Annotated in this window: 35 protein-coding genes and 1 pseudogene; 4 read left to right on the forward strand and 32 right to left on the reverse strand. The window is 64.3% G+C overall.

Annotated elements, in window-relative coordinates; genetic code table 11:
• Window positions 1-113 precede the first annotated feature (113 nt).
• The 22 genes from rpsD to rplV all read right to left on the reverse strand — a co-directional run bounded on the left by rpsD (window position 114) and on the right by rplV (window position 10,097).
• Window positions 114-743, reverse strand: a complete 630-nt coding sequence (gene rpsD / locus IPI67_19830) for a 30S ribosomal protein S4 (protein MBK7582437.1) — start codon at window positions 741-743, stop codon at window positions 114-116.
• Between the two features lie 17 nt (window positions 744-760).
• Window positions 761-1,162, reverse strand: a complete 402-nt coding sequence (gene rpsK, locus IPI67_19835; GenBank protein MBK7582438.1) for a 30S ribosomal protein S11 — start codon at window positions 1,160-1,162, stop codon at window positions 761-763.
• A 29-nt stretch (window positions 1,163-1,191) separates the two neighbouring features.
• Window positions 1,192-1,560 carry a 30S ribosomal protein S13 gene (gene rpsM / locus IPI67_19840; GenBank protein MBK7582439.1) on the reverse strand — a complete coding sequence of 123 codons (369 nt, stop codon included), beginning with the start codon at window positions 1,558-1,560 and terminating at the stop codon, window positions 1,192-1,194.
• Between the two features lie 14 nt (window positions 1,561-1,574).
• The gene (gene rpmJ, locus IPI67_19845) at window positions 1,575-1,688 is read right to left on the reverse strand and encodes a 50S ribosomal protein L36 (protein MBK7582440.1); all 114 of its coding nucleotides are present in this window, start codon (window positions 1,686-1,688) and stop codon (window positions 1,575-1,577) included.
• Window positions 1,689-1,713: 25 nt separating this feature from the next.
• Window positions 1,714-1,941: a translation initiation factor IF-1 gene (gene infA, locus IPI67_19850; GenBank protein MBK7582441.1), complete on the reverse strand. Its 228-nt coding sequence runs from the start codon at window positions 1,939-1,941 to the stop codon at window positions 1,714-1,716.
• Window positions 1,938-2,561, reverse strand: a complete 624-nt coding sequence (locus IPI67_19855; GenBank protein MBK7582442.1) for an adenylate kinase — start codon at window positions 2,559-2,561, stop codon at window positions 1,938-1,940. Before IPI67_19855 ends, infA begins: the two co-directional genes overlap by 4 nt.
• Before the next feature lie 19 nt (window positions 2,562-2,580).
• Entirely contained in the window at window positions 2,581-3,912 is a 1,332-nt protein-coding gene (gene secY / locus IPI67_19860; GenBank protein MBK7582443.1) for a preprotein translocase subunit SecY, read from the reverse strand.
• 107 nt (window positions 3,913-4,019) lie between these two features.
• Window positions 4,020-4,502 carry a 50S ribosomal protein L15 gene (rplO, locus tag IPI67_19865; protein ID MBK7582444.1) on the reverse strand — a complete coding sequence of 161 codons (483 nt, stop codon included), beginning with the start codon at window positions 4,500-4,502 and terminating at the stop codon, window positions 4,020-4,022.
• Complete coding sequence (gene rpmD / locus IPI67_19870) at window positions 4,499-4,687, reverse strand: 50S ribosomal protein L30 (GenBank protein MBK7582445.1); 189 nt, start codon at window positions 4,685-4,687, stop codon at window positions 4,499-4,501. The genes rplO and rpmD overlap by 4 nt, the downstream gene beginning before the upstream one ends.
• Window positions 4,684-5,274: a 30S ribosomal protein S5 gene (gene rpsE / locus IPI67_19875; protein MBK7582446.1), complete on the reverse strand. Its 591-nt coding sequence runs from the start codon at window positions 5,272-5,274 to the stop codon at window positions 4,684-4,686. The genes rpmD and rpsE overlap by 4 nt, the downstream gene beginning before the upstream one ends.
• Before the next feature lie 15 nt (window positions 5,275-5,289).
• Window positions 5,290-5,649 carry a 50S ribosomal protein L18 gene (locus IPI67_19880; protein ID MBK7582447.1) on the reverse strand — a complete coding sequence of 120 codons (360 nt, stop codon included), beginning with the start codon at window positions 5,647-5,649 and terminating at the stop codon, window positions 5,290-5,292.
• 13 nt (window positions 5,650-5,662) lie between these two features.
• Window positions 5,663-6,250: a 50S ribosomal protein L6 gene (gene rplF, locus IPI67_19885; protein ID MBK7582448.1), complete on the reverse strand. Its 588-nt coding sequence runs from the start codon at window positions 6,248-6,250 to the stop codon at window positions 5,663-5,665.
• Complete coding sequence (gene rpsH / locus IPI67_19890; protein MBK7582449.1) at window positions 6,250-6,654, reverse strand: 30S ribosomal protein S8; 405 nt, start codon at window positions 6,652-6,654, stop codon at window positions 6,250-6,252. The genes rplF and rpsH overlap by 1 nt, the downstream gene beginning before the upstream one ends.
• Before the next feature lie 4 nt (window positions 6,655-6,658).
• Window positions 6,659-6,844 (reverse strand): type Z 30S ribosomal protein S14, encoded by a 186-nt coding sequence (locus IPI67_19895; GenBank protein ID MBK7582450.1) that lies wholly within the window; start codon window positions 6,842-6,844, stop codon window positions 6,659-6,661.
• A 7-nt stretch (window positions 6,845-6,851) separates the two neighbouring features.
• The gene (gene rplE, locus IPI67_19900) at window positions 6,852-7,412 is read right to left on the reverse strand and encodes a 50S ribosomal protein L5 (GenBank protein ID MBK7582451.1); all 561 of its coding nucleotides are present in this window, start codon (window positions 7,410-7,412) and stop codon (window positions 6,852-6,854) included.
• 4 nt (window positions 7,413-7,416) lie between these two features.
• The gene (gene rplX, locus IPI67_19905; GenBank protein ID MBK7582452.1) at window positions 7,417-7,734 is read right to left on the reverse strand and encodes a 50S ribosomal protein L24; all 318 of its coding nucleotides are present in this window, start codon (window positions 7,732-7,734) and stop codon (window positions 7,417-7,419) included.
• Entirely contained in the window at window positions 7,734-8,102 is a 369-nt protein-coding gene (rplN, locus tag IPI67_19910; GenBank protein MBK7582453.1) for a 50S ribosomal protein L14, read from the reverse strand. The genes rplX and rplN overlap by 1 nt, the downstream gene beginning before the upstream one ends.
• Entirely contained in the window at window positions 8,099-8,401 is a 303-nt protein-coding gene (gene rpsQ, locus IPI67_19915) for a 30S ribosomal protein S17 (GenBank protein MBK7582454.1), read from the reverse strand. Before rpsQ ends, rplN begins: the two co-directional genes overlap by 4 nt.
• A gap of 2 nt (window positions 8,402-8,403) precedes the next feature.
• Window positions 8,404-8,604 carry a 50S ribosomal protein L29 gene (gene rpmC, locus IPI67_19920; protein ID MBK7582455.1) on the reverse strand — a complete coding sequence of 67 codons (201 nt, stop codon included), beginning with the start codon at window positions 8,602-8,604 and terminating at the stop codon, window positions 8,404-8,406.
• Window positions 8,604-9,020, reverse strand: coding sequence for a 50S ribosomal protein L16 (gene rplP, locus IPI67_19925; protein MBK7582456.1), 417 nt, complete (start codon window positions 9,018-9,020; stop codon window positions 8,604-8,606). Before rplP ends, rpmC begins: the two co-directional genes overlap by 1 nt.
• A 6-nt stretch (window positions 9,021-9,026) precedes the next feature.
• On the reverse strand, window positions 9,027-9,719 hold the full coding sequence (gene rpsC, locus IPI67_19930; protein MBK7582457.1) for a 30S ribosomal protein S3: 693 nt from the start codon (window positions 9,717-9,719) through the stop codon (window positions 9,027-9,029).
• 36 nt (window positions 9,720-9,755) lie between these two features.
• A complete protein-coding gene (gene rplV, locus IPI67_19935) occupies window positions 9,756-10,097 on the reverse strand; it encodes a 50S ribosomal protein L22 (GenBank protein ID MBK7582458.1) in 342 nt (113 codons plus the stop codon).
• A gap of 480 nt (window positions 10,098-10,577) precedes the next feature.
• Here rplV and IPI67_19940 point away from each other — a divergent pair, with 480 nt between their 5' ends.
• From IPI67_19940 to IPI67_19955, 4 genes are all read left to right on the forward strand, one after another.
• On the forward strand, window positions 10,578-11,342 hold the full coding sequence (locus IPI67_19940) for a hypothetical protein (protein MBK7582459.1): 765 nt from the start codon (window positions 10,578-10,580) through the stop codon (window positions 11,340-11,342).
• 87 nt (window positions 11,343-11,429) lie between these two features.
• Window positions 11,430-12,662, forward strand: coding sequence for a UDP-N-acetylmuramyl-tripeptide synthetase (gene murE / locus IPI67_19945; GenBank protein MBK7582460.1), 1,233 nt, complete (start codon window positions 11,430-11,432; stop codon window positions 12,660-12,662).
• Complete coding sequence (locus tag IPI67_19950) at window positions 12,659-13,585, forward strand: C40 family peptidase (GenBank protein ID MBK7582461.1); 927 nt, start codon at window positions 12,659-12,661, stop codon at window positions 13,583-13,585. The genes murE and IPI67_19950 overlap by 4 nt, the downstream gene beginning before the upstream one ends.
• Window positions 13,582-14,400 carry a serine hydrolase gene (locus tag IPI67_19955; protein MBK7582462.1) on the forward strand — a complete coding sequence of 273 codons (819 nt, stop codon included), beginning with the start codon at window positions 13,582-13,584 and terminating at the stop codon, window positions 14,398-14,400. Before IPI67_19950 ends, IPI67_19955 begins: the two co-directional genes overlap by 4 nt.
• Window positions 14,401-14,407: 7 nt before the next feature.
• On the opposite strand, the gene IPI67_19960 is transcribed toward IPI67_19955, so the two are convergent.
• From IPI67_19960 to IPI67_20005, 10 genes and pseudogenes are all read right to left on the reverse strand, one after another.
• A complete protein-coding gene (locus IPI67_19960) occupies window positions 14,408-15,415 on the reverse strand; it encodes an alpha/beta hydrolase (protein ID MBK7582463.1) in 1,008 nt (335 codons plus the stop codon).
• Between the two features lie 161 nt (window positions 15,416-15,576).
• The gene (gene rpsS, locus IPI67_19965) at window positions 15,577-15,882 is read right to left on the reverse strand and encodes a 30S ribosomal protein S19 (protein ID MBK7582464.1); all 306 of its coding nucleotides are present in this window, start codon (window positions 15,880-15,882) and stop codon (window positions 15,577-15,579) included.
• A gap of 3 nt (window positions 15,883-15,885) precedes the next feature.
• Window positions 15,886-16,716 (reverse strand): 50S ribosomal protein L2, encoded by an 831-nt coding sequence (rplB, locus tag IPI67_19970; protein ID MBK7582465.1) that lies wholly within the window; start codon window positions 16,714-16,716, stop codon window positions 15,886-15,888.
• Between the two features lie 3 nt (window positions 16,717-16,719).
• On the reverse strand, window positions 16,720-17,013 hold the full coding sequence (rplW, locus tag IPI67_19975; GenBank protein MBK7582466.1) for a 50S ribosomal protein L23: 294 nt from the start codon (window positions 17,011-17,013) through the stop codon (window positions 16,720-16,722).
• Window positions 17,010-17,645 carry a 50S ribosomal protein L4 gene (gene rplD / locus IPI67_19980; protein MBK7582467.1) on the reverse strand — a complete coding sequence of 212 codons (636 nt, stop codon included), beginning with the start codon at window positions 17,643-17,645 and terminating at the stop codon, window positions 17,010-17,012. Before rplD ends, rplW begins: the two co-directional genes overlap by 4 nt.
• Window positions 17,646-17,660: 15 nt before the next feature.
• Complete coding sequence (gene rpsJ / locus IPI67_19985; GenBank protein MBK7582468.1) at window positions 17,661-17,972, reverse strand: 30S ribosomal protein S10; 312 nt, start codon at window positions 17,970-17,972, stop codon at window positions 17,661-17,663.
• An 81-nt stretch (window positions 17,973-18,053) separates the two neighbouring features.
• Window positions 18,054-19,148: pseudogene (gene tuf / locus IPI67_19990) on the reverse strand (elongation factor Tu).
• A 9-nt stretch (window positions 19,149-19,157) separates the two neighbouring features.
• Window positions 19,158-21,278: an elongation factor G gene (gene fusA, locus IPI67_19995; protein MBK7582469.1), complete on the reverse strand. Its 2,121-nt coding sequence runs from the start codon at window positions 21,276-21,278 to the stop codon at window positions 19,158-19,160.
• 327 nt (window positions 21,279-21,605) lie between these two features.
• Entirely contained in the window at window positions 21,606-22,076 is a 471-nt protein-coding gene (gene rpsG, locus IPI67_20000; protein MBK7582470.1) for a 30S ribosomal protein S7, read from the reverse strand.
• 15 nt (window positions 22,077-22,091) lie between these two features.
• Window positions 22,092-22,490: a 30S ribosomal protein S12 gene (locus tag IPI67_20005; GenBank protein MBK7582471.1), complete on the reverse strand. Its 399-nt coding sequence runs from the start codon at window positions 22,488-22,490 to the stop codon at window positions 22,092-22,094.
• Window positions 22,491-22,538: the final 48 nt, after the last annotated feature.

The following is a 22,538-nucleotide window of genomic DNA, read 5'->3' on the forward strand; positions in this document are numbered from 1 at the left end:
TCGTGCCTCCTTCGGGTTCGGAATTAGCGCGGCTGTCTCGATCCAGCGAGGAAACCAGCTTCCTCATCCAGCTCCGCAGCCTGCCCGCTTGGGTTGGCCTGTCGGCCCAGCAATCAGCGTGAATAATACTCGACGACGTACTGCTCACGAATCATCGGCTCGTTGAGCTCGTCGCGCACCGGCATGCCCTTGAACACACCGGAGAAGTTCTCCTTGTCGACGTCGATCCAGCTCGCCCGCTGTTTGTTCTCGGCGGCGGCGAGCGCGGCAGCAACGTAGGCGATCTTCCGGCTCTTCTCGTGGAGCTCGATCTTGTCGTTCGGCTGGACCACGTAGCTCGGAATGTTGACGTGTTTGCCGTTGACCAGGATGTGGCTGTGGCGCACGAGCTGGCGGCCTTGACGCCGGCTGACGGCAAAACCCATGCGGTGCACGACGTTGTCGAGGCGACGCTCGATCAGGCCGAGCATCTCCTCGCCGGTGCGGCCCTTCATGCTGCTGGCCTGGGCGTAGTAGCCCGAGAACTGGCGCTCCAGCAGCCCATAGATGCGGCGCATCTTTTGTTTCTCGCGCAGCCGGAGGCCGTACTCGCTGAGCTTGATGCGGCCCTGACCGTGCTGGCCGGGCGGATACGGGCGACGGGTGACGGCGCACTTCTCGGTGAAGCAGCGATCACCCTTCAAGTAGAGCTTCCCGCTCTCGCGACGGCAGAGTTTGCAAACAGGACCAAGGTAACGTGCCATGACTTCTCTTCCTCTGCTCAGACGCGCCGACGCTTGGGCGGACGACAACCGTTGTGCGGAACCGGGGTGACGTCGCGGATCAGCGATACCTTGAAGCCGGCACCCTGAAACGCACGCAGCGCGCTCTCGCGGCCAGCGCCCGGACCCTTCACGAACACGGCGATGGAGCGCATGCCGTGCTCAGACGCGCGACGCGCTGCCTCTTCGGCGGCGAGCTGTGCCGCGAACGGCGTGCTCTTGCGCGAACCCTTGAAGCCGCGGGAGCCGGAGCTCGCCCACGACACCACGTTGCCGTTCACGTCCGTGATCGTGACGATGGTGTTGTTGAAGGTGGACTTGATGTGCGCGATGCCTGCCGCGACATTCTTCTTGACCTTCTTCTTGGTAGCGCGCTTCTTGCCAGATCCTGCGGTGCTCATGCTGCGGCTTCTTTCGCTCTATTCAGGGTTCACGAACGGCGCCCAGCGGCGCCCTTGCGCGGGCCCTTGCGAGTGCGCGCGTTGGTGTGTGTGCGCTGCCCGTTGACCGGCAGGCCTTTGCGGTGACGGAGCCCGCGGTAACAACCGAGGTCCATCAGGCGCTTGATGTTCTGCTGGATGTCGCGGCGCAGATCGCCCTCGACCTTGTAGCCTGCCTCGATCGTGTCGCGGATCGACTTGACCTCGGACTCGGTCAGCTCGTCGACCTTCTTCTCGGCCGGGATGCCTGCCTTCTTGCAGATCTCGACCGCGTTCTTGTGACCGATGCCGAAGATGTACGGCAGGGCGAACGCAATTTGCTTGCGGCGGGGAAGATCGACTCCGGAGATGCGTGCCATGTTCGGTTACCTGCTCAGCCTTGACGCTGCTTGTGGCGGGGGTTCTCGCAGATCACCCGGACCACACCTTTGCGGCGGACGACCTTGCACTTTTCGCAAACCTTCTTGACGCTGGGACGGACTTTCATGGCGCTACCTGCCTCGTTCTCTGAGTCAGAGCTTTCGGGTGACGTGGCCGCGACTGGGGTCTTGGCTCGAGAGTTTCACTCCCACTCGCGAGCCGGCAATCAGCCGTACCGTCGAGTGCCTCGCCGCGGAGGAGATGCTGGCGCGCACCGTCCTGCCGTCGTCGAGGTGAACGCGAAACATTGCGTTCGGTAACACTTCCTCGATCACTCCGTTGGCTTCCGTATCTCTTCGTTTCGGGCTTTCCTCCGTCACCGCTCGAGCTCACTCTGGATTCGGGCGGTTACCTCGTCTGGAGTTCCGACGCCGTTGATCCGGCGGAGGAGTCCCAACTCTTCGTAAAACGGCAAAAGTGCCGCCGTCATCGCGTCGTACTCATCGAGTCGCTGCTTGACGGTTTCCTCCTGGTCGTCGGCTCGGTGTTCGAGCTCGGCACCCAGGGGCGGGGGGTTATACTTCAGGTGGTAAATTTGTCCAGACCGCTTGTCGATGCGGCGGAGCGTCGCCCTCTCGACCAGCAAATCCCGGGGAACATCGATCTGGAGCACATACTGAAGGGGTGTTCCGCGTTTCGACAGCAGCACCGCCAGGGCCTGGGCCTGGGGCACGGTCCGCGGGAAGCCATCCAGGATGAAACCCTGCTTGGCATCGTCGGCGTCGAGCCGTTCGTCCACGAGACCGATGACGACCTCGTCCGGCACGAGCTTGCCGGAGTTCATGAAGGTCTCGGCTTCTTTGCCGAGCCGCGTGCCCGCCGCCCGCGCGGCGCGCAGCATGTCGCCGGTCGAGATCTTCGGCACTGCGAAGCTCGTGGTCAGGCGATCCGCCTGAGTGCCCTTGCCGCTAGCCGGCGGCCCCACCAACACCACTCGCATTGTTACCTCCGCCCCCCGTTCAGGCGGGCCTCCGCCCGCTGAGCCGTGTGGTCTGCGGACCCGTGAGCCCCTCGTAGCTTCGCGTGATGAGGTGAGCTTCGATCTGGTTCACGGTCTCGAGCGCCACACCGACGACGATCATCAAGCTGGTGCCGCCGAACTGGAAGGGCACCCGAAGTGCCTGGGCAATCACGCTCGGAATGACACAGATGGCCGCGACGTAGATGGCCCCACCCACGGTCAGACGGGTGAGCACGCGGTCCAGGAACTCGGCGGTCTGTTTGCCGGGCCGAATGCCGGGGATGTTGGCTTGCTGTTTCTTCAGGTTGTCCGCGACGTCGACCGGCTGGAACGTGACGGCGGTGTAGAAGAAACAGAAGAAGATGATGAGCGCGGCGAAGAGCACGTTGAACAGCCACTCGCCGCGGTTCAAGTGCGCCGAGAAGGTCGCCATTCCGGGCACGTTGAAGTTGGCCAACGTGGTCGGGAAGAGCAGCAAGCTCGAGGCGAAGATCGGCGGGATCATGCTCGCCATGTTCACCTTGAGCGGCAAATGCGCGCTCTCCCCGCCGTAGATGCGGCGCCCGACCTGACGCCGCGCGTACTGGATCGGGACCTTGCGCTGCGCGCGCTCGAAGAACACGACGATGGAGATGGAGATCAGCATCACCGCGAGCAACAGCGCGACGGTGAGCGGCTGCACGTCTCCGCCGCTGGCCTGCCAGTAACCACCGATGGCGCCCGGGGCGCCGCTGACGATGCTGGCGAAGATGATCAGCGAAATGCCGTTGCCGATACCCCGTTCGGTTGCCTGCTCACCCAGCCACATGATGAGGGCGGTGCCGGTCGTGAGGGTGATCATCGTCAGCAGCCGGAAACCCCAGCCGGGATTGGCCACGACGTCACCAAAACGCCCTCCGCCGATGTCGGCGTCGTTGAGACCTTCGAGGTAGAGCGCGACGCCAAAGGACTGAAAGCTCGACAGCACGATGGTGCCGTAGCGGGTGTACTGCTCGAGCTTGCGCCGACCTGACTCGCCCTCCTTGCGCATCTCTTCGACCTGTTTGCTCACCATGCCGAGGAGCTGCATGATGATGCTCGCCGAGATGTAGGGCATGATGCCCAAGGCGAAGATCGACAGGTTCTCGAGGGCGCCGCCGCTGAACAGGTTGAAGAGCCCGAGCAGGCCACCCTGCCCACTGACGATGCTCTTCATCACCGCACGGTCCACCCCGGGCGTCGTGATGAACACACCCACGCGATAGATCGCGATGATCATCAGCGTGAAGAGCAAGCGCCGGCGGAGCTCCGGCACCTTCGTAATGTTAGAGAATCCGCGAACGACTGCCATGCGGCGGCTTCACCTTCCGGCGCCGGGGTTACCGGCAGCGTGAGCGGGAGTCATAAACATCGTTCGGGACTGGGGCCAGAGCTGGGACCAATTTGACGACTGAGGCCTCAGCTCTCGGCAGCCGCCGGCGGCGCCGACGATGCCAAGACGACGACCTTGCCACCGGCCTTTTCGATCTTCTCCTGGGCCGACTTGCTGAAGGCGTGAGCGCTGACCGTCAGCGCCTTCTCGAGGTTGCCCTCACCCAGGATCTTGATGCGGACGTCGCGGCCCTGAACCAGGCGCGCGGTGCGCAGCGCAGCCTCGTCCACGACCATGCCCGTTTCGAAGCGATCGAGCGCCGAGACGTTGATGGCCACCGTGTAGACCGGGAACGGCACGTTGAAGCCGCGCTTGGGCATACGACGCTGGATCGGGGTCTGCCCGCCCTGGAAGTGGGTCTTGCCGAAATCACCGCCGTGCCGGGCCTTCTGGCCCTTCTGGCCGCGTCCTGCGGTCTTGCCCAGACCCGAGCCAATGCCGCGTCCAAGACGCTTCTCGCGGGTGCGGGAGCCAGGCGGCGGCGCCAGGCGTGAAAGGATGTCACTCATGACTTCTTCTCCTGCACGTCGACGAGATGGAGAACCTTCTTCACCATGCCGCGGAACGAGGGGGTGTTGTCGACGACGACCGTGGAGCCCGGTCCTCGGAGACCGAGGCCCTTGAGCACGGCGCGCTGTGGATGCGGTCGGTTGGACACCGAGACGCGCTGACGAACTTCGAGCTTGGTAGTCATTCGGCAGGTCCTCCGCCAGAGCCACCCGTCGAAGCGACGATGGAGCTTCCGGCTGCGGCCGCACCGCTCATGCGCTGAATCGGGTAGTCGTGGCCCACCTCGTCGATGGTCTTGCCGCGCGAGCTCGCCACGTTCTCGACGCGACGAAGTCGGCTGAGCGCATCCACCGTGGCGTTGACCACGTTGTGTTTGTTGGTGGTGCCCAGGCACTTCGAGAGAATGTCCTGGATGCCGGCGGACTCGACGACGGCGCGGACTGCGCCACCGGCGATGACGCCCGTTCCCGGGGCGGCGGGGCGGAGCAGGACTCGGCCTGCACCAAACTCGCCGACGATGTCGTGCGGAATGGTCGCACCGACCATCGGCACCTTGAACATGCTCTTGCGCGCCTGGTCGTTACCCTTGCGGATAGCCTCCGGCACCTCGTTGGCCTTGCCCAGCCCGACACCCACGTGCCCGGACTCGTCACCCACCACGACGAGCGCAGAGAAGCTGAAGCGCCGACCGCCCTTCACGACCTTGGCGACGCGGTTGATGTGAATCACCCGCTCCTTCAGCTTTTCATCGTCAATGTGATCGAACGCCATTGGTTGCTCCGGGGATCAGAACTCGAGGCCAGCTTCGCGCGCTGCGTCTGCGAGGGCCTTGATGCGGCCGTGATAGAGGTATCCGTTGCGGTCGAACACGACCTTTGCGATCTTCTTCTCGAGGCAAATCTTGGCCAGCAGCGAGCCGACCTTCTTGGCCGCGTCGGTCTTGGTGTCCTCACTCAGCGTGGTCTTCAGATCACGCGAAAGCGTAGACGCCGACGCCAGGGTCTTCCCTGATGCGTCGTCCACGACCTGCGCGTAGATGTGCTTCGCGCTGCGGAAAACGCTCAAGCGCGGACGCTCGTCCGTGCCTGAGATCTTGGTGCGAATGCGGAGCTTGCGGCGCTCGCGCCCTTGTAGCTTCATTGCCATCTATAGCCTCCCGTCACTTCGCTTTGCCCTTGCCGGCCTTGCCCGCTTTGCGACGGATCTTCTCGTCGCGATAGCGGATACCCTTGCCGCCATAGGGCTCTGGCGGACGGAACGAACGAATCTTGGCTGCGAACTCGCCGAGCAGCGCCTTGTCGGGGCACGCCAGCATCAGCACGGCGCCCTTCGAGTCCGGCGGAATGTTCGCCGTCATTTGCGGCGGCAGCTCGATGTTGACCGGATGGGACAGGCCCAGCGAAAAGTGCAAGGTCTTGCCCTTGAGCTCCGAGCGGTAACCGGTGCCGACGAGATCGAGGGTCTGCTCGTAGCCGTCGGCAGCACCCTTCACCATGTTGGCGATGAGCGCACGGCCGAGGCCCTGCAGACGCGCCGCGTTCCGGCCGGTCGCATTGGCGTCGACCTGGACCGAGTCGCCCTCCTTCTTGACCACGATATCGGAGTGAAGGGTCACGGTGAGCTTGCCCTTCGGCCCCTGCACGTCGACCTTCGAGCCGGTGATGTTGACCGTCACGCCCTTGGGCACGATCACGGGGCGCTTGCCGATCCGCGACTGCTTCTTGGGTTGTACTTGGGTTTCGGTCATCACCAAACCTCACACAAGAACTCGCCGCCGAGCTTCTGCCGGCGCGCTTCCTTGTCGGTCATCAGGCCGTGGGACGTGCTCAAGATGGCCGTCCCGAGGCCGGAGAGAACGCGCGGAATGTTGTCGTGGCCGACGTACACACGGCGGCCGGGGCGAGAGACGCGCCGAATGCCCAGGAACGCCGAGTCCCGCTCGCGGCCGTACTTGAGCACGACGGTGAGCGTCTCTTTGTTGCCGTTGTCGCCCCATTTTTCGGTGCGTACATCGGCGACGTAACCCTCGGCCTTCAAGATCTCGGCGATTGCCCGCTTGACCTTGCTGGCCGGAACTCGCGCGACCTCGTGCCGCGAGCGTGAGGCGTTGCGGATGCGGGTCAACAGGTCCCCAATCGGATCGGTCATCATGGCTTCACCAACTCGCCTTCGTGACGCCCGGCAGCTCTCCACGCAACGCCAGTTGGCGCGTGCAGAGGCGGCAGAGGTGGAAATCACGGTAGACCGCTCGGGCCCTGCCGCAGACTTTGCAGCGGTGGACGACGCGCGTCGAAAACTTTGCTGGGCGGTTTACCTTTGCCCACTGAGATGCACGAGCCATGGTCTGATCAGCTCCTGAAAGGCATGCCGAGTTGACCGAGGAGCTCTTTGGCCTCCTCGTTGGTCTCGGCGGTGGTGACGATGGTGACGTTCATGCCCTTGACCTTGTCGACCTTGTCGAAGTTGATCTCGGGGAAGACGATTTGTTCCTTGAGGCCCAGCGTGTAGTTGCCGGCGCCGTCGAAGGCCTTGGCACTGGTGCCGCGGAAGTCACGCACGCGCGGTAGACTGAGCGTCACCAGGCGGTCGAAGAACTCCCACATACGCTCGGCCCGGAGCGTGACCATGACGCCGATCGGAAGCCCCTCGCGGAGCTTGAAGTTCGCGATCGACTTCCTGGAGCGCGTAACCACCGGCTTCTGGCCGGCAATCGCCGTCAGCTCCTCGACGGCCGAGTCGATGATCTTCGGGTTCGCCACGGCCTCACCCAGGCCCATGTTGATGACGATCTTCTGAATGCGCGGCACCTGATTCGGGTTCGTGTAGTTGAACCGCTTCATCAAGGCCGGGACGGTGTCCTTCTTGTACTTTTCGCGCAAACGCGGCGCGACGACGGCTTCTTCGCTCATGGCTTCATTCCTGCGGAGTGGGCAGGGCGGCGCCGCTCTTGGCGAAACGCTGCTTCTTGCCGTTCTCAGACTTGAAACTTACCCGCGTCGGTTTGTCCGTCTGCGGGTCGATGGGCATGACCTTGGAGATGGCGATGGGGGCTTCCACCTCGAGGATGCCGCCGGGGGTCGTCTGGCTGGCGCGCACGTGGCGCTTCACCTGGTTGACGCCCTCCACGACGACGCGGTTCTTGTCGACCAAGATCCGCATCACCTTGCCGCGTTTGCCCTTGTCGTCTCCGCTGATGACGGCCACGACGTCGCCCACTCGAATGCGATTCATCACAGCACCTCCGGTGCGAGCGAGATGATCTTCATGAAGCGCTTGCCGCGAAGCTCGCGGGCCACCGGGCCAAAGATGCGGGTCCCGACCGGCTCTTGCTGCGCGTTGATCAAGACGGCGCTGTTGTCGTCGAACTTGATGTACGAGCCGTCCTGCCGGCGGTACTCGCGCTTGGTTCGGACCACGACCGCACGAGCGGTGTCGCCCTTCTTCACCTTTGAGCCCGGGAGCGCTTCTTTGATGCTGACGACGATGACGTCGCCAAGCGCCGCATAACGCCGCCGCGAACCGCCCAGCACCTTGATGCACTGGACCAGCTTCGCGCCGGAGTTGTCGGCAATATCCAGAAACGACTGCATCTGGATCATGTCACCGGCTCCTTGGTGGTCAACTCGACCGCCGGGCGCTCGACCAGCCGGACGACCTTCCAGCGTTTGTCGCGGGAGAGCGCGCGGTGCTCGATGATCTCGACGCGATCACCGGTGCGATACGCGTTCTTCTCGTCGTGCGCCTTGTACTTGGTGCGCACGCGGACGTACTTCTTGTAGAGCGACTCCATCTTGTGGCGCACCACCTCGACGACGACGGTCTTGTCCATCTTGTCGCTGGAGACGCGTCCGATCAGACGGCGGCGCTTGCTCAGGGGCTTGGTATCCGAGGCGGTCATGGTCAGTTACCCTTGGCGCTCACGCGCAAATGCAAGATCTGCTCGATGCGAGCGATGTCCTTGCGCGTCTTGTTGAGGACGCTCGTGTCTTCGAGCTGGTTCACGTAGTTCTTCATGCGGCTCGAGAAGAGGTCCTTCCTGAGCTGGTTCTTCAGCTCGGTGAGGTCCTCCGTCGTGCGCTCCGACAGCTCTTTCGCCTTCATCACAGGTCTCCTCGCACCAAGACACGCGTCTCGATGGGCAGCTTGGACGATGCGAGTGCAAAGGCGTCCCGCGCCTCTTTCTCGCTGACTCCGGAAATCTCGAACAGCACGCGACCACGCTTGACGACGGCAACCCAGCCCTCGACCGCGCCCTTGCCGCTGCCCATGCGGACTTCGAGCGGCTTCTTGGTCACGGGTTTGTCCGGGAAGATGCGGATCCAGAGCTTTCCAGCGCGCTTGACGTGCCGCTGAATCGCCATGCGGCCGGCCTCGATCTGGCGGCCCGTGATCCAGGCGTTGTCCATCGACTGCAGCGCGAAATCTCCGAAGGAGACGTCGCTGCCACGCCAGGCGACGCCGCGGTTGCGGCCCTTCTGCTGTTTACGGAACTTGGTGCGTTTCGGTTGAAGTTGCATGGCCGATCACTCCGGAATGCGGCGCGCTTTGCGCTGCAGGACTTCACCCTTGAAGATCCAAACCTTGACCCCGATGATGCCGTAGGTCGTGCGCGCCTCGGCCAGGCCGAAGTCGACGTCCGCGCGCAGGGTGTGCAGCGGAACGCGCCCCTCGCGGTAGGTCTCGACACGACCCATTTCGGCGCCGCCCAGGCGACCGGCACAACGAATGCGCACGCCCTTGGCTCCGAACTTCATGGCCGTCTGCAGCGCCTTCTTCATGGCGCGGCGGAAGGCGATACGACGCTCGAGCTGAGTGGCGACGTTCTCGGCCACGAGCTGCGCGTTGGTCTCGGCCTTGCGCACCTCCTGGACGTCGATGAAGACCTCGTTCTCGGTGAACGACTGCACGCCGGGGAACTTCGTCTCACCCTTGGCAGCGGAATCCATGTTCCCGCTCTTCAGGATCTCGATGCCCTTGCCACCCTTGCCAATCACCATGCCGGGGCGGGCGGTGTAGACGATGACCTTCGCCTTGTTGGCGGCGCGCTCGATCTCCACGCTCGCGACGTTGGCGTTGTAGAGGTAGTCCTTCACAGCGCGCTTGATGCGTAGGTCCTCGTGCAGCCACTTCTGGTAGTGGCCGTCCTCGTACCACTTGCTGGTCCAGGTCTTGATGACTCCGAGCCGGAAGCCGTACGGATGAGTCTTTTGTCCCATCTTATCTATCTCTCCGCGTTCTCTTGAAAGCCTTGGTCAGCGTGCATCCAGCTCGATGCGGATGTGGCTCACGCCTTTTTCGATGCGCGTTGCGCGCCCCATCGCGCGCGGGCGCCAGCGGCGCATGGCTTGAGTCGAGGCCTTGTCGGCGCTGGCGTGGCTCACGTAAAGCGAGTCCACGTCGAGGTCGGGGCGCTTGACCTTCGCGTTGGCGATGGCGCTCGCGAGTAGCTTCTTGACCACGGGTGACGCGGCCTTCGGCACGAAGTCGAGCAGTTGGAGCGCTTCCGCTGCATCGCGGCCGCGAACCAGGTTGATGATCACGCGCGCTTTGCGCACGCTGATTCGCTGGAAGTTGGCATTGGCTCGGCTGATCATCGACTCGACTCCTGATGTCCCCCGCATTGGGGGGGCAGCTCACGAGAGCCCCCGCGCGAAGCATTCCGCGTCGGCGGGGAGAGCTTCCCTGGCGCACGAGTTGTGCGACGGAGAAGCGAGCTAGTCTTCCGGGAGCGCTGGGGCGCCCCCCGCTCGAGACCTTCGCGTGGGTGTTGGGTAGCCCACTTTGCGACCGGCACAGGCCGGGCGCTTTAAAGGACGAACGTCGAGCCGAGTGGCCCGAAAAAGGGGAGCGCTAAGTAGCAGAGCGGTACCCCCTGCGCAAGCCCCGTGATTTCGGGCGGATACTGAATGAAAGCGCAGGCCCAGGGCGAGGGGTGGGAGGCGCGCCCACCGAACGAGTGCAGAAAAGGGGAGCCCTCTGTAATCCTCCGCGTACAATCACGTCAAACAGTGCGTCGGCCTCCGTTCTTGCGGGGGGGCGGCACCCCTAAAGCATCATTAACGGAGGCTTGAAGCATGCGGATCCAGGTCGAAAAGTTCCTGGCCTTGACGGCCTTGTTGGCATCGAGCTCGTTGTTCGGAGCTGGCTGCACGACGGAAGACACGAAGACGGACACTGACGCGGGCGTCTCGGGCGGCGGCGGAGCCGGCGGGTCCGGTGGCACCTCGACAGGCGGCGCGGCAGGCGGCGGCGGCGTGGCTGGCGCGGCGGGCGGCGGCGGCGCAGCGGGCGGCGGCGGTGTGGCCGGCGGCGGCGGCGCGGCGGGTGGTGGCGGTGCGGCAGGGTCCGACGGCGGGGCTTGCCTCGGCGACACCGGAGCCGAGTCCGCTGGATGCGCCTCACTGCCTTACGCAGCGACGGTCTGTGGTGACGCGGGAGTCGAGGGCGGCCTGGCCCCTCTCGGATACGATCTGTGCATTTACGTCGAGAGCATGGGCCGCGTCGGGCTCCAGCAGCCGATCCTCGATTGCCTCAAGGTCATCACGGGTGACGCCTGCGCGGCGGCCCACGACACGGCGGTGCAGAAGTGCATCGACGACCTCTTCCCCAAAGCCTGCCAGCACGACCCGATACCGGACGGTGACGGCGGGACCTACGACCCCTGCAAGGACGTCGCGTCGACGTGCACCGGCGATGCCGGCACCGGGATCACCGAATCGGAGTGCAACTCGGCGCTGAATCCGCTGGACTCGGCCTCGGTACTCTCAGTCCTGAATTGTTACGACCAGGGCACCGGCAATTGCCGGGACGACTTCATCGGCTGCGTCGGGCTGCCCTGACCCGAAATCGAAGTCGCGGGAAGCGGGCCTCCTCTTCGGGGGCCCGTTTTCTTTTGTGGTGATACCGTGGGTCCATTCGAGCCGCCGATGACCGAGCTGATCCGCCCAACAAAAGCCGCATTTCCGTGGGCGGAATCCCTCTTCACCATCGGCGTGACCGGAACCAACGGCAAGACCTCGACGACTCAACTGCTGGGGGCGGCGCTCCGCGCGGCGGGCTCTTCCGTCTTGGTGGAGACCACGCTCGGTTATTTCCTCGATGGCCAGCCGCTCGAGGTGCCACGCACCCTCGAGGGGTATCTGCACGCGTTCGAGCAGGCGGCGCACGCCGGCTGCCGTGACGCAGCAGTGGAGGTCACGAGCCAAGCGTTGGCGCAGGGCTACGCAAAACGCTGGCGCTTCGATCTCGGCGTGTTCACCAACCTGTCTCGAGATCACCTGTCGCAGCACGGTTCTTGGGAGCACTACCTCGCGAGCAAGGCCCAGCTGTTCGTCCACCTTGGACCGGGACAAACCGCCGTGCTGAACGCGGCAGACGAGAGTGCGCTCTTGATCGATCAGGTGCTCCCCGCCGATGTCAAACGAACCTGGTACCGTGTGCCGTCCCGCGGCGCGGCGCTTCGCGCGGCTGACCTATCTGCGCGGACCGTCGAAGTCTCCACGGAGGGCACCCACATCGAGCTCGAACCCTCAGCGCTCGCAGAGGCACTCGGTGGCAGTCTGTCGACCCGCATGGTGGGGGCGGTCTTCGCGGAGAACGCCCTGGCAGCCGCCGCGGGAGCGCTGGCGCGGGGTATCGAAGGCCGGACCGTGGCCCGAGGTATCGGGGAGTGTGTGGGAGTAGCGGGTCGCTTCGAGTTGGTGGCCAAGGCGCCCATCACCGTCGCCATCGACTACGCGCATACCCCGGACGCCCTCGCGCGCACGGCGGCCACGGCGCGGGAGCTCGCGGGTTCCTCGCGCGTCATCATCGTGTTCGGCGCCGGTGGCGGAGCCGACCCGGAGAAGCGTGAACCGATGGGCCGTGCGGTCGGTGAACGTGCGGACGAGTGCATCGTCACCAATGACAACCCTCGCGCCGAGGATCCCAGGTCGATCGCAAAATCCGTGGCGCGGGGCGCCGAGCGCGGCGGCAGAGCCTACGTCCAGATCGAGCTCGATCGTCGCGCCGCCATCGAAAAGGCGCTGAGTCGTGCCAAACCGGGTGATGTCGTGGTCATTGCGGGCAAGGGCCACGAGCGCGGGCAAGTCATCGGAACCGAGACGCTGCCCTTCTCGGACGTCGAAGAGGCCCTGCGGCTGATCGGCGGCTCCGCGTGAGCAGTCGTGGACCCGAGCGGGTCTTGACCGCCGCCGAGCGCGCCGTGCGACAGCTCGAGCGTGACCTCCAGCGCACGTTCGGTTGGACCTGCGTCGACGTCGAGCTCTCACTTGGCCCCAACGACTCGGGTCTGCTGGTGCGGGGCACGGTGGCGGTGCCCCGCGTCGCCCGCAAGCTGCAGGCCGCCCTCGTCGACGCGGTACCCGAGGGTTGGCACATCGACACGAGCGGGGTGTCGTTTCTGACGAGCGGCGATTGGCGACGAACGTCGGACAGCCCCACGCCAGTCTGGCGTTGCCACCCAAGGCGCGGCCGCAGCTTGGCGACCGAGCTGTTGCCGGAAGACGGCCCCATCGAATTGCTCACGGTGCACGAGGGTTTTCCGCTGATCCGCTGCATGGATCAGACGCTCGGCTGGCTCGAACAAGAGCCCGCGCAGAAGAGCGCCCCCCCGCGAATCGAGGCCGCGCACGGTACGGCCGACGGACTGGTGGCCGCGGCGCGCGCTTTCCTCGATGCGCCGTACCGACTCGGCGGCGCAACTTCCGACGGTCTCGACTGCTCGGCCCTGGTGGCGCGGGCCTTCTTGCGTGGCTTCGGTGTGCGCCTGCCACGTCACTCCACCGATCAGCTCGCCGCAACGCTGCTTCAAGGTCAGGCGCCAGCGCAGACGGGAGACCTCGTGTTCGCCTGGACGGCGCGCGAGGGTCCGTGTCACGTCGGGATCTTGGTGGAGGGAGACCCGATGACGGTGATCCACGCATCGCTCAGCCGAAAGTGTGTGGTCGAGGACCCCATTCCGCGATTCCTGGACGCGGCCGAGCGGCGGGAAGTAGCGCCACTTCGGCGCACGTTGGCCTTTCACGCCGAGAACTGCGGCCGGTCGAGCCTCGTGCTGCGCACCGAAGGCGAACGATGTTGAGTGAGCAGATCGCTCTCGCCGCTTCACACGTCGACTGCGCGGTCGGCGTCGCCGCCGAGAACCTGAAGACCGGAGAGACGCTCGGGCTGTCCGAGCGCGAGCGCTTCCCGACCGCGAGCACCTTCAAGGTGTTCGTGCTCTACGCGCTCTACTCGAAGGCCGCGGCTGGGGAGATTTCGCTGGAAGAGCGGCAGGAGCTGGCAGCGCAAGCTCGGACGCTCGGCTCGGGAGTCTTGCTGCACTTGAACCCGGGGCTGAGACCCACACTGGGGGATCTGGCGACGTTGATGATGATGGTCTCCGACAACCTCGCCACCAACCTGCTGATCGAGTTGCTTGGGGTGGCGAACATCAACGCCCGTATCGACGCGGCGGGGCTGAACGACACCAAGCTCGCGGGCGCCATCGATTTCGAGCGCCTCTCCTCGGACAAGTTCGCCTTCGGCGCGTCGACCCCAGCCGATCTGGTGAAGTTCTTCGGAGACCTCCGACGTGGACACCTGCTCCCTCCGAGCTGGACCGAGCGGTTCCTCGACGTGATGCGGATCCAAAAGTACATCGAACCGCTGAGGCGCAACCTGCCGGCGGACCCCTACGCGCGCGAGTTCGGCGATCCCGAACCGGTCTGGGTGGCCAGCAAGACCGGCAGCATGTCCGGCGTGCGTTGCGAAGCGGGTTTGGTACACACCCCGAGCGCCGACTGGGCCATCGCCGTGATGGCCCAGAACGTGAAGGACACCCGCGTGACGAGCGACAACGCTGCCCTGGGTTTGATCGCCGAGGTCAGCCGGCTCGTGTACGGCGCTTGGGGCTGAGCTTTCGCTACATCGCGCAGCGCTGCTCGCCACCGGAGAACCACTCCGGGTGCGCACCTCGCGTGCGCTCGGAGAACGCTCGCGCTTCTTGCTCCGAGAGCACCGACGTTCGTGCGAGCCAGGCCACCACATCGAGCTCCACGCACGGGAAGACGCTCTTGCCGCCCCGAGTCTGGCGAAACCGGTGGTCGACCCCGGGGTATTCCACGTACGAGAGTCGTCCCGTGTCTTTCATCGCGGTGTCGAGCTCACGGGCGCTCTCCACCGGCACGTTCATGTCGTCGCTGCCGTGAAGCGCGAGCACCCGGGATTTGCCACGCATCAAATCGTCGAGCGGGCGACTCCACAGGTACGAGCTCCAGCGCCGATACGGGTGCCCCAACCACTCGGTCAGTGCTTCCGGCTGACGGCGAATGCGCTCGAATGCGCCATCGAGCTCCGCCTCACTGCCCAAACCAAGGTAGCCCGGCTGCCGTTTCAGCAGCAGCCCGAGCTCGTTTGCCTGACTGATGCCACCCCCCGAACCCAGAAGAATGGTGTGGGTGATACGCGCGTCTTCTGCTGCGACGCGAGCCGCGACGTCGCCGCCCTCGCTGACGCCAAACAGCAGCACCGTGTTCGGACGACGTCCGGCCAGGATCGCATCGACGACGCTCCTTTCATCGGAGACCCGCCGCGCTTTGGTGTCCGAACGCCAGGCCAGTGCTCTGTCGAAGCCGCCATCGTCGGCGAGCCCTCGGGGTTCGACCAGGATCACGGAAAACCCGAGCATGCAAAAACCGGCGAGGGCACCCATGCGATCGAGGACCGACGTTCGCCGAGAGCCGTCCACGTAAAAGACGACGCCCCGAGCTGCCGCGGGCGCGCTCGAACCTCCGCTCTCGCGCATCTGGTACACCCGCAGCGGATAGCCGTCGTCGGCGGGCACGTTGCTGCCGCGCGCTTCTGCGCGAAATCCCATGGCGCAGCCGCTCGAGAACAGCGCCAGGACCAGGACTGAGAGAAGGCGAGCCATCGGGCTAGTTCCACGCGGGGCGACGCAAAAGGTTCCCCTGGGGCCCGGGCCGCCCCCGGGCGGCGGACTGTGGCCCCGCCACCCGTCAAAAAACGAAAACGCGGACCATCCCGAGAAAGGGACAGCCCGCGTTCACTCGAGCCCGCGTTCGGGCGCGCTCTTCAGTTCTTGCCGGTGCGCGGATTGATCTTCTTCGCCCCGCCCTTACGGTCGCCCGCGTGACCGTGGAAGGTCCGAGTCGGCGCGAACTCCCCGTACTTGTGCCCGACCATGTTCTCCGTCACGAACACCGGCACGAACTTGCGACCGTTGTGCACGGCGAACGTCAGGCCCACGGCCTCGGGATAGATGGTGGAGCGGCGCGACCAGGTCTTGATGACCTTCTTCCCGCCGGAAGCAGCGGCTTCCTGGATCTTCTTTGCAAGGTGGCCGTCGCAGAACGGCCCCTTCTTGATGCTGCGTGCCATCTATCAGCCCTTTGCCTTCCGGCGCTTCACGATCATGTTGTCAGTACGCTTGTTGTTGCGGGTCTTCATGCCCTTGGAGAGCTGGCCCCACGGCGAGCAAGGATGACGACCACCGCTGGTGCGGCCCTCACCACCACCCATCGGGTGATCCACCGGGTTCATCGTCACGCCGCGGTTGTGCGGGCGGCGACCCAACCAGCGCGTGCGGCCGGCCTTACCCAGGCTCACGTTCTGGTGGTCCACGTTCGAGACCTGGCCCACGGTGGCCCGGCAGTCGACGTGGATCTTGCGAACCTCACCGCTCGGGAGCTTCACCTGCGCGTACGACCCGTCTTTGCCCATGAGCTGCGCTGCCACACCGGCAGAGCGCACGAGCTGACCGCCCTTGCCCTTGCGCAGCTCCAGGTTGTGGACGGTGGTGCCCGCCGGGATGACGCCGAGGGGCAGGCAGTTACCCGGACGAATGTCCGCGTTCCTGCTCGAGACCACGCTGTCACCCTGCTTGAGCCCGTCCGGCGCCAAGATGTAGCGCTTCTCGCCGTCCGCGTAGTGGAGCAGCGCGATGCGTGCGGTGCGGTTGGGATCGTACTCGATCTCCGCAACCTTGGCCGGCACGCCGATCTTGTTGCGCTTCCAGTCGATCAGACGGTAGCGCTGTTTGTGCCCACCGCCGCGGAAGCGGCTGGTGATGCGCCCGTTGTTGTTGCGTGCGCCGGTGCGGTTCTTGGCCTCACACAGCTTCTTCTGCGGTCTGTCGGTGGTGAGCTCTTTGAAGTCGCTCACCGTGTAGAAGCGACGTCCTGCCGAGGTCGGCTTGAATGCGCGGATGCCCATGGCTCACTCCTTCGATTCGTCGAAGAACTCGATGCTCGAGCCCGGACGAAGCGTGACAATGGCTTTCTTCCAGTTCACCCGCTTGGCCTCCATGCGGCCGATCTTCTTCGGCTTGCCGCGGTAGACCTGGGTGTTCACGTCGGCGACCTTCACGTCGAAGAGCGACTCAATCGCCGATTTGATTTCGATCTTGTTGGCGTGCATGGCGACCTCGAAGGTGATTTTGTTCTCACCCTTGAGGTCGGCAGCCTTCTCGGTCAGCGCGATGGGGCGCTTGATGATCTGTTCCGGGTTCATGACTTGCTCCCCAGGCACCGGGCCTCGAGGGCCTTGGCCGCGTCCTTCGACAAGACCAGGTGGTCGTGACGAAGCAGGTCGTAAACGTTGACGCCCTCGGGCGGCAGGAACTGCCGGTTCTTCATGTTGCGGATCGAGAGCCGCAACGTGTCGTTCCCCTTGTCATCGACCACCAGGGTCTTGAGCGGGGTCTTGAGGATGTCGAGCACGCCGGCCAGTTTCTTGGTCTTGGCTTCGCCGAGATCGATGTTCTCGAGCACGGTCAGCCGACCCTCTTTGACCAGCAGGCTGAGCGCGCATTTGAGCGCGCCGGCACGCACACGCCGCGGGGGACGGTACGACCAGTCTTGCAGCTTCGGCGGGTGGGCACGTCCGCCACCGACGAAGATGGGGGCTCGCTTGTTGCCGTGGCGGGCCTGACCGGTGCCCTTTTGTTTGTACAGCTTCTTGCTCGTGCCGCGGACCGCCGAGCGCTCTTTGGCGGAGTGGGTGCCGGCGCGCGAGCTCGCGAGCTGGGCCACGACGACCTCGTGGAGCAAGTGTTCTTTGACTTCTGCAGCGAAGACTTCGTCTGCGAGCTCGAGCTCGCCGACCTTTTCCCGCTTCAAGTTGAATACGTCCAGCTTGGGCATGGTGCCACTCCCGTCCTAGCTCTTGATCTCCACGTCGACACCGGCTGAGAGATCCAGCTTCATCAGCGCGTCGAGTGTTTGTGGGGTCGGCTCGAGAATGTCGATCAGCCGTTTGTGGGTGCGAATTTCGAACTGCTCACGCGACTTCTTGTCGATGTGCGGTCCTCGGAGCACGGTGTAGCGCCGAATGCTCGTCGGCAGTGGGATTGGCCCCGCCACCCGCGCGCCGGTGCGCCGAGCCGTCTCGACGATGTCCGTCGTGGACTTGTCGAGCAGCTGGTGGTCGAAGGCTTTGAGCCTGATTCTGATTTTGGTCGCGTCAGCCATGTTTCACGTCTTTCGCTCTAGAGTCGGGCCGAGAAGGGCGTCGAGGTCGAGACCTCGACGCCGCCTCGTTCCGACTCCCCCTCACTCGATGATCTTGGTGACGACGCCCGCGCCGACGGTCTTGCCGCCCTCACGGATGGCGAAGCGCATTCCCCGTGACGTCGGTCGTCCGGATGTAGAACTGCGGCTTGTAGTTGGTGAAGAACGGAGTGTGGCGGCCACCCTCCTCCTTCTTCAGCACGTACACCTCGCCCATGAACTTCTTGTGCGGCTTGATGCTACCCGGTGCTGCGATGATCTGACCGCGCTCGATCATGTCCTTGTCGATGCCGCGGAGCAGGCAGCCCACGTTGTCGCCAGCCTGACCCTCGTCCATCTGCTTGCGGAACATCTCGACGCCCGTCACGACCGTCTTCTTGTCGCGCTCGAAGCCGATCACCTCGACCTCGTCGTTGATGTGGACCTTGCCGCGCTCGATGCGGCCCGTCGCCACCGTTCCACGGCCCTTGATCGAGAACACGTCCTCGACTGCCATCAGGAAGGGCTTGTCCACCTCGCGCTGGGGCTGCGGGATCTCCGAGTCCAGCGCGGCGAGCAGCTCGTCGATCGTCGCTTCCCACTTCGCATCGCCTTGCAGCGCAGGCAGCGCGGCGCCGCGCACGATCTTCGCGTCGTCCCCTTGAACTTGTACTTGGCCAGGAGCTCCCGGACTTCCATCTCGACCAGCTCGAGCATCTCCGGGTCTTCCACCGCGTCGCACTTGTTCAAGAACACCACGATGTCGTTCAGCCCGACCTGTCGCGCGAGCAGCACGTGCTCACGAGTCTGCGGCATCACGCTGTCCAGCGCGCTCACCACCAGAATAGCGCCGTCCATCTGCGCTGCGCCGGTGATCATGTTCTTGATGTAGTCGGCGTGACCGGGGCAATCGACGTGCGCGTAGTGCCGGGTCGCCGTCTCGTACTCCACGTGCGAGACCGCGATGGTCACCGTCTTCGTGTCGTCACGGACGATTCCGCCCTTCGCGATGTCGGCGTACTTGATCTCCTTCGCGAGATTCTTCTTGCTCTGCACCTTCACCAGAGCCGCCGTCAGCGTCGTCTTGCCGTGGTCGATGTGACCAATCGTGCCCACGTTCACATGGGGCTTCGAACGTACGAATTTCTCCTTGGCCATTTCCCTGCCTCACTTCCCGCGGACTTTAGCCACGATTTCTTCCTGCACTGAATTGGGGACGGGCTCGTAATGCGAAAACTGCATCGTGTACGTGGCCCGACCTTGAGTCTTGCTGCGCAAATCCGTCGCGTACCCGAACATGGTCGCGAGCGGTACCTCGGACTCGATCACCTGGGTGGTCGCGCCGCGTTGATTCATGCCGAGCACGCGCCCGCGGCGCGAGTTGAGGTCGCCGATGACGTCGCCCATGTTGTCCGTGGGCGTGACGACTTCGACGCTCATCATGGGCTCGAGCAGCTGCATGCCGGCGCGCTTGGCGCCGTCCTGGAATGCGAGTGAGCCCGCAATTTCGAAGGCGTGCGTCGAGGAATCAACGTCGTGATAGGTGCCGTCGTAGAGCTCGGCCTCGACATCCACCATGGGATACCCAGCAAGCACGCCCCGGCCCAGTGCGTCGCGAATGCCCTTTTGGACCGAAGGAATGAACTCGCGGGGGATCGCGCCGCCGACGACCGAGTCGACGAACACAAAACCCGCGCCTCGCTCCGCCGGCTTGATGCGGATGCAGACGTGTCCGTACTGGCCGCGACCACCCGACTGACGCACGTACTTGTACTCGGCGTCCACGGCGCGGGTGATGCACTCGCGGTAGGCAACCTCGGGTTTGCCGACGTTCGCCTCGACCTTGAACTCACGCTTGAGGCGGTCGACGATGATCTCCAGGTGGAGCTCGCCCATGCCGGCGATGATGGTCTGGCCGGTCTCCTCGTTGGTGTAGGTGCGGAACGACGGGTCTTCCTGCGCCAGCTTCTGCATCGAGATGCCGAGCTTGTCGAGATCGGCCTGGGTCTTCGGCTCGATGGCGATGGAGATGACGGGCTCCGGGAACGTCATGCGCTCGAGCACGATCGGAAACTTGTCGTCGCAGAGCGTGTCACCGGTACGCGTGTCGCGGAGGCCGACGGCTGCGTAGATGTTGCCCGCGTGGCACTCCTTGAGCTCCTCACGCTTGTTGGCGTGCATGCGCAAGATGCGGCCGATGCGCTCCTTCTGGCTCCGCGTCGAGTTGAGCAGCGTGGTGCCAGACTCGATCGTGCCGGAGTAGACCCTGAAGAAGGACAGGTTCCCGACGAACGGGTCGTTCATGATCTTGAACGCGAGGGCGGAGAACGGCGCCTCGTCGGTTGCCGGTCGCTCCTCGCTCCGGTCCTCGTGATCGGGGTGGATGCCTACGACCGGCGGGATGTCGACGGGCGAAGGCAGGTAGTTGATCACGGCGTCGAGCAAGAGCTGCACACCCTTGTTCTTGAACGCCGAGCCGCACACCACCGGCACGAACGCGAAGGTGACCGTTGCCTTGCGGATCGCGCTGTGAATCTCCTCGTCGGTGACCTCGGCCGAGCGGCCGTCGAGGAACTTCTCCATGATGCCGTCGTTGACGTCGGCACACGCCTCGATCAACTGCTCGCGCAGTTGCTGGCACTTCTCGACCAGATCCGCCGGAATGGGCTCCCAGCTGTACTCTGCACCGAGGGTGTCCTCGGCAAAGATGGCCGCCTTCATGCGAATGAGGTCGACCATGCCCTTGTGCTGATCTTCGTGACCCACCGGCCACTGCAGCGGCACCGGGCGGCAACCAAGCCGCTCTTTCATGCTGTCCAGGTTCATCTGGAAGTCGGCGCCGGTCTTGTCGAGTTTGTTGATGAAGGCGAGGCGCGGCACCTTGTAGCGGTCAGCCTGACGCCACACCGTTTCACTCTGCGGCTCCACCCCGTTGCCGCCGTCAAAAACCGCGACGGCGCCGTCGAGCACCCGCAAGCTGCGCTCGACCTCGATGGTGAAGTCGACGTGTCCCGGCGTGTCGATGATGTTGATGCGGTGCTTCTTGCCTTCGAACGGGCCAGTCCCCGGAGTCCAGAAGCAGTTCGTCGCAGCGCTGGTGATGGTGATACCGCGCTCTTGCTCCTGAACCATCCAGTCCATGGTCGCGGCGCCGTCGTGCACCTCACCGATCTTGTGGGTGATGCCGGTGTAATAAAGAACGCGCTCGGTGCACGTCGTCTTGCCCGCGTCGATGTGGGCCATGATCCCGATGTTGCGCGTACGCTCGATTGCAATTTCGCGGGCCATTGTCGTCTCTCTGCTCTGCTCTGGTTCAGGGGGTCACTTGACGGACGAAACCCCTCCCGACCATCTCGTCCCCTCGCCATTTGAGGGGCTCTAATCGTGCCGGAAGGGGTATCGGGGTCGACGATTCTGCCGCGTCGTGCGGGCCGGCCACAGGCGCCGTCTCTCGTTGAACCCGATCCTTATGTCGTCTGGGTCATCTAGTCAGGGTTAGCTCTCTAGTAGGTCGTTACAATTCGCAATCGCCGTCGGTCTGATCTCTGGAATCTGGAACTACTTCAGGGGTCTTGGCAGGGTCAGATCACGATCAGGATTTCTTCAAGAAATTCCTCACCACCTATAATGCGCAAAAGCCTTGTTGGCCTCTGCCATCTTGTGGGTGTCGTCCTTCTTCTTGATCGTGTTGCCGCGCATCTGCGCCGCGTCCACGAGCTCGGCGGCGAGTCGCTCACGCATGCTCTTCTCACCGCGGCTGCGGGAGTACTGGACGATCCAGCGCATCGCCAGCGCAACACGGCGCTCGGGGCGAACCTCGACCGGAACCTGATACGTCGCACCACCAACACGCCGGCTCTTGACCTCGAGCTTCGGCTTGACGTTATCGAGTGCCTTGCGGAAGACCTCGAGGGCGTCCTCCTTGAACCGGGCCTGGATGATGTCGAACGCACCGTACAGGATGCCCTCGGCCACGGACTTCTTCCCACCCTCCATCAGAGAGTTGGTGAACTTCGCGACCAGCTTGTCCTTGTACTTCGGATCGGGCGTGATCTTGCGTTTGGGTACGTCGCGCCTGCGGGGCATGGCTCTGTCCTAGTCTCAGCTCTTCGGGCGCTTGACGCCGTACTTGGAGCGCTTGCGGTTGCGGTTGGCTTTGTTGGTGCTGCTCGGTCCGACGGCGCCCGAGGCGTCGAGCGTTCCACGCACCACGTGATAGCGAACACCGGGGAGATCCTTGACGCGGCCGCCGCGGATCAGCACCACGCTGTGCTCTTGCAGGTTGTGTCCCTCACCCGGGATGTAGCTGGTGACTTCCATCCCGTTCGTCAGCCGCACGCGGCAGACCTTGCGAAGCGCCGAGTTCGGCTTCTTCGGAGTCGTGGTGTACACGCGCGTGCACACGCCACGCTTCTGCGGGCATGAACGGAGTGCGGGGGATGCGGTCTTGACCTTCACGAGGTCGCGACCCTTGCGAATGAGCTGCTGAATCGTCGGCATTTCTGGACTATCCGAGGGGGCCCGGCTTTCGGGGGAACGGGAGGGTAG

This window comes from Myxococcales bacterium (assembly GCA_016706225.1).
In the GTDB taxonomy this organism is placed as follows: Bacteria; Myxococcota_A; Polyangia; order Polyangiales; family Polyangiaceae; genus JADJKB01.

Excerpts from the sequence above, each read along its gene's own strand:
- rplB (MBK7582465.1), bottom strand. The coding sequence starts at position 16,716 with ATGGGCATCCGCGCATTCAAGCCGACCTCGGCAGGACGTCGCTTCTAC.
- rpsS (MBK7582464.1), bottom strand. The coding sequence starts at position 15,882 with ATGGCACGCAGCATCAAGAAGGGGCCGTTCTGCGACGGCCACCTTGCA.
- secY (MBK7582443.1), bottom strand. The coding sequence starts at position 3,912 with ATGGCAGTCGTTCGCGGATTCTCTAACATTACGAAGGTGCCGGAGCTC.
- rpmC (MBK7582455.1), bottom strand. The coding sequence starts at position 8,604 with ATGAAGGCGAAAGAGCTGTCGGAGCGCACGACGGAGGACCTCACCGAG.
- rplP (MBK7582456.1), bottom strand. The coding sequence starts at position 9,020 with ATGCAACTTCAACCGAAACGCACCAAGTTCCGTAAACAGCAGAAGGGC.
- rpsG (MBK7582470.1), bottom strand. The coding sequence starts at position 22,076 with ATGCCCCGCAGGCGCGACGTACCCAAACGCAAGATCACGCCCGATCCG.
- rpsK (MBK7582438.1), bottom strand. The coding sequence starts at position 1,162 with ATGAGCACCGCAGGATCTGGCAAGAAGCGCGCTACCAAGAAGAAGGTC.
- IPI67_19960 (MBK7582463.1), bottom strand. The coding sequence starts at position 15,415 with ATGGCTCGCCTTCTCTCAGTCCTGGTCCTGGCGCTGTTCTCGAGCGGC.
- rplF (MBK7582448.1), bottom strand. The coding sequence starts at position 6,250 with ATGACCGAAACCCAAGTACAACCCAAGAAGCAGTCGCGGATCGGCAAG.
- rpsQ (MBK7582454.1), bottom strand. The coding sequence starts at position 8,401 with ATGACCGCCTCGGATACCAAGCCCCTGAGCAAGCGCCGCCGTCTGATC.
- IPI67_19855 (MBK7582442.1), bottom strand. The coding sequence starts at position 2,561 with ATGCGAGTGGTGTTGGTGGGGCCGCCGGCTAGCGGCAAGGGCACTCAG.
- rpsC (MBK7582457.1), bottom strand. The coding sequence starts at position 9,719 with ATGGGACAAAAGACTCATCCGTACGGCTTCCGGCTCGGAGTCATCAAG.
- IPI67_19895 (MBK7582450.1), bottom strand. The coding sequence starts at position 6,844 with ATGGCTCGTGCATCTCAGTGGGCAAAGGTAAACCGCCCAGCAAAGTTT.
- rplD (MBK7582467.1), bottom strand. The coding sequence starts at position 17,645 with ATGCCCAAGCTGGACGTATTCAACTTGAAGCGGGAAAAGGTCGGCGAG.
- IPI67_19880 (MBK7582447.1), bottom strand. The coding sequence starts at position 5,649 with ATGGCAATGAAGCTACAAGGGCGCGAGCGCCGCAAGCTCCGCATTCGC.
- rplN (MBK7582453.1), bottom strand. The coding sequence starts at position 8,102 with ATGATCCAGATGCAGTCGTTTCTGGATATTGCCGACAACTCCGGCGCG.
- rpmJ (MBK7582440.1), bottom strand. The coding sequence starts at position 1,688 with ATGAAAGTCCGTCCCAGCGTCAAGAAGGTTTGCGAAAAGTGCAAGGTC.
- rplO (MBK7582444.1), bottom strand. The coding sequence starts at position 4,502 with ATGAGTGACATCCTTTCACGCCTGGCGCCGCCGCCTGGCTCCCGCACC.
- rpmD (MBK7582445.1), bottom strand. The coding sequence starts at position 4,687 with ATGACTACCAAGCTCGAAGTTCGTCAGCGCGTCTCGGTGTCCAACCGA.
- rplX (MBK7582452.1), bottom strand. The coding sequence starts at position 7,734 with ATGAATCGCATTCGAGTGGGCGACGTCGTGGCCGTCATCAGCGGAGAC.
- IPI67_19940 (MBK7582459.1), top strand. The coding sequence starts at position 10,578 with ATGCGGATCCAGGTCGAAAAGTTCCTGGCCTTGACGGCCTTGTTGGCA.
- fusA (MBK7582469.1), bottom strand. The coding sequence starts at position 21,278 with ATGGCCCGCGAAATTGCAATCGAGCGTACGCGCAACATCGGGATCATG.
- rpsE (MBK7582446.1), bottom strand. The coding sequence starts at position 5,274 with ATGGCGTTCGATCACATTGACGATGAAAAGCTGAAGGAGCGGGTGATT.
- rpsM (MBK7582439.1), bottom strand. The coding sequence starts at position 1,560 with ATGGCACGCATCTCCGGAGTCGATCTTCCCCGCCGCAAGCAAATTGCG.
- IPI67_20005 (MBK7582471.1), bottom strand. The coding sequence starts at position 22,490 with ATGCCGACGATTCAGCAGCTCATTCGCAAGGGTCGCGACCTCGTGAAG.
- rplV (MBK7582458.1), bottom strand. The coding sequence starts at position 10,097 with ATGATCAGCCGAGCCAATGCCAACTTCCAGCGAATCAGCGTGCGCAAA.
- rpsH (MBK7582449.1), bottom strand. The coding sequence starts at position 6,654 with ATGATGACCGATCCGATTGGGGACCTGTTGACCCGCATCCGCAACGCC.
- rpsJ (MBK7582468.1), bottom strand. The coding sequence starts at position 17,972 with ATGGCTGACGCGACCAAAATCAGAATCAGGCTCAAAGCCTTCGACCAC.
- murE (MBK7582460.1), top strand. The coding sequence starts at position 11,430 with ATGACCGAGCTGATCCGCCCAACAAAAGCCGCATTTCCGTGGGCGGAA.
- rplW (MBK7582466.1), bottom strand. The coding sequence starts at position 17,013 with ATGAACCCGGAACAGATCATCAAGCGCCCCATCGCGCTGACCGAGAAG.
- rpsD (MBK7582437.1), bottom strand. The coding sequence starts at position 743 with ATGGCACGTTACCTTGGTCCTGTTTGCAAACTCTGCCGTCGCGAGAGC.
- rplE (MBK7582451.1), bottom strand. The coding sequence starts at position 7,412 with ATGAGCGAAGAAGCCGTCGTCGCGCCGCGTTTGCGCGAAAAGTACAAG.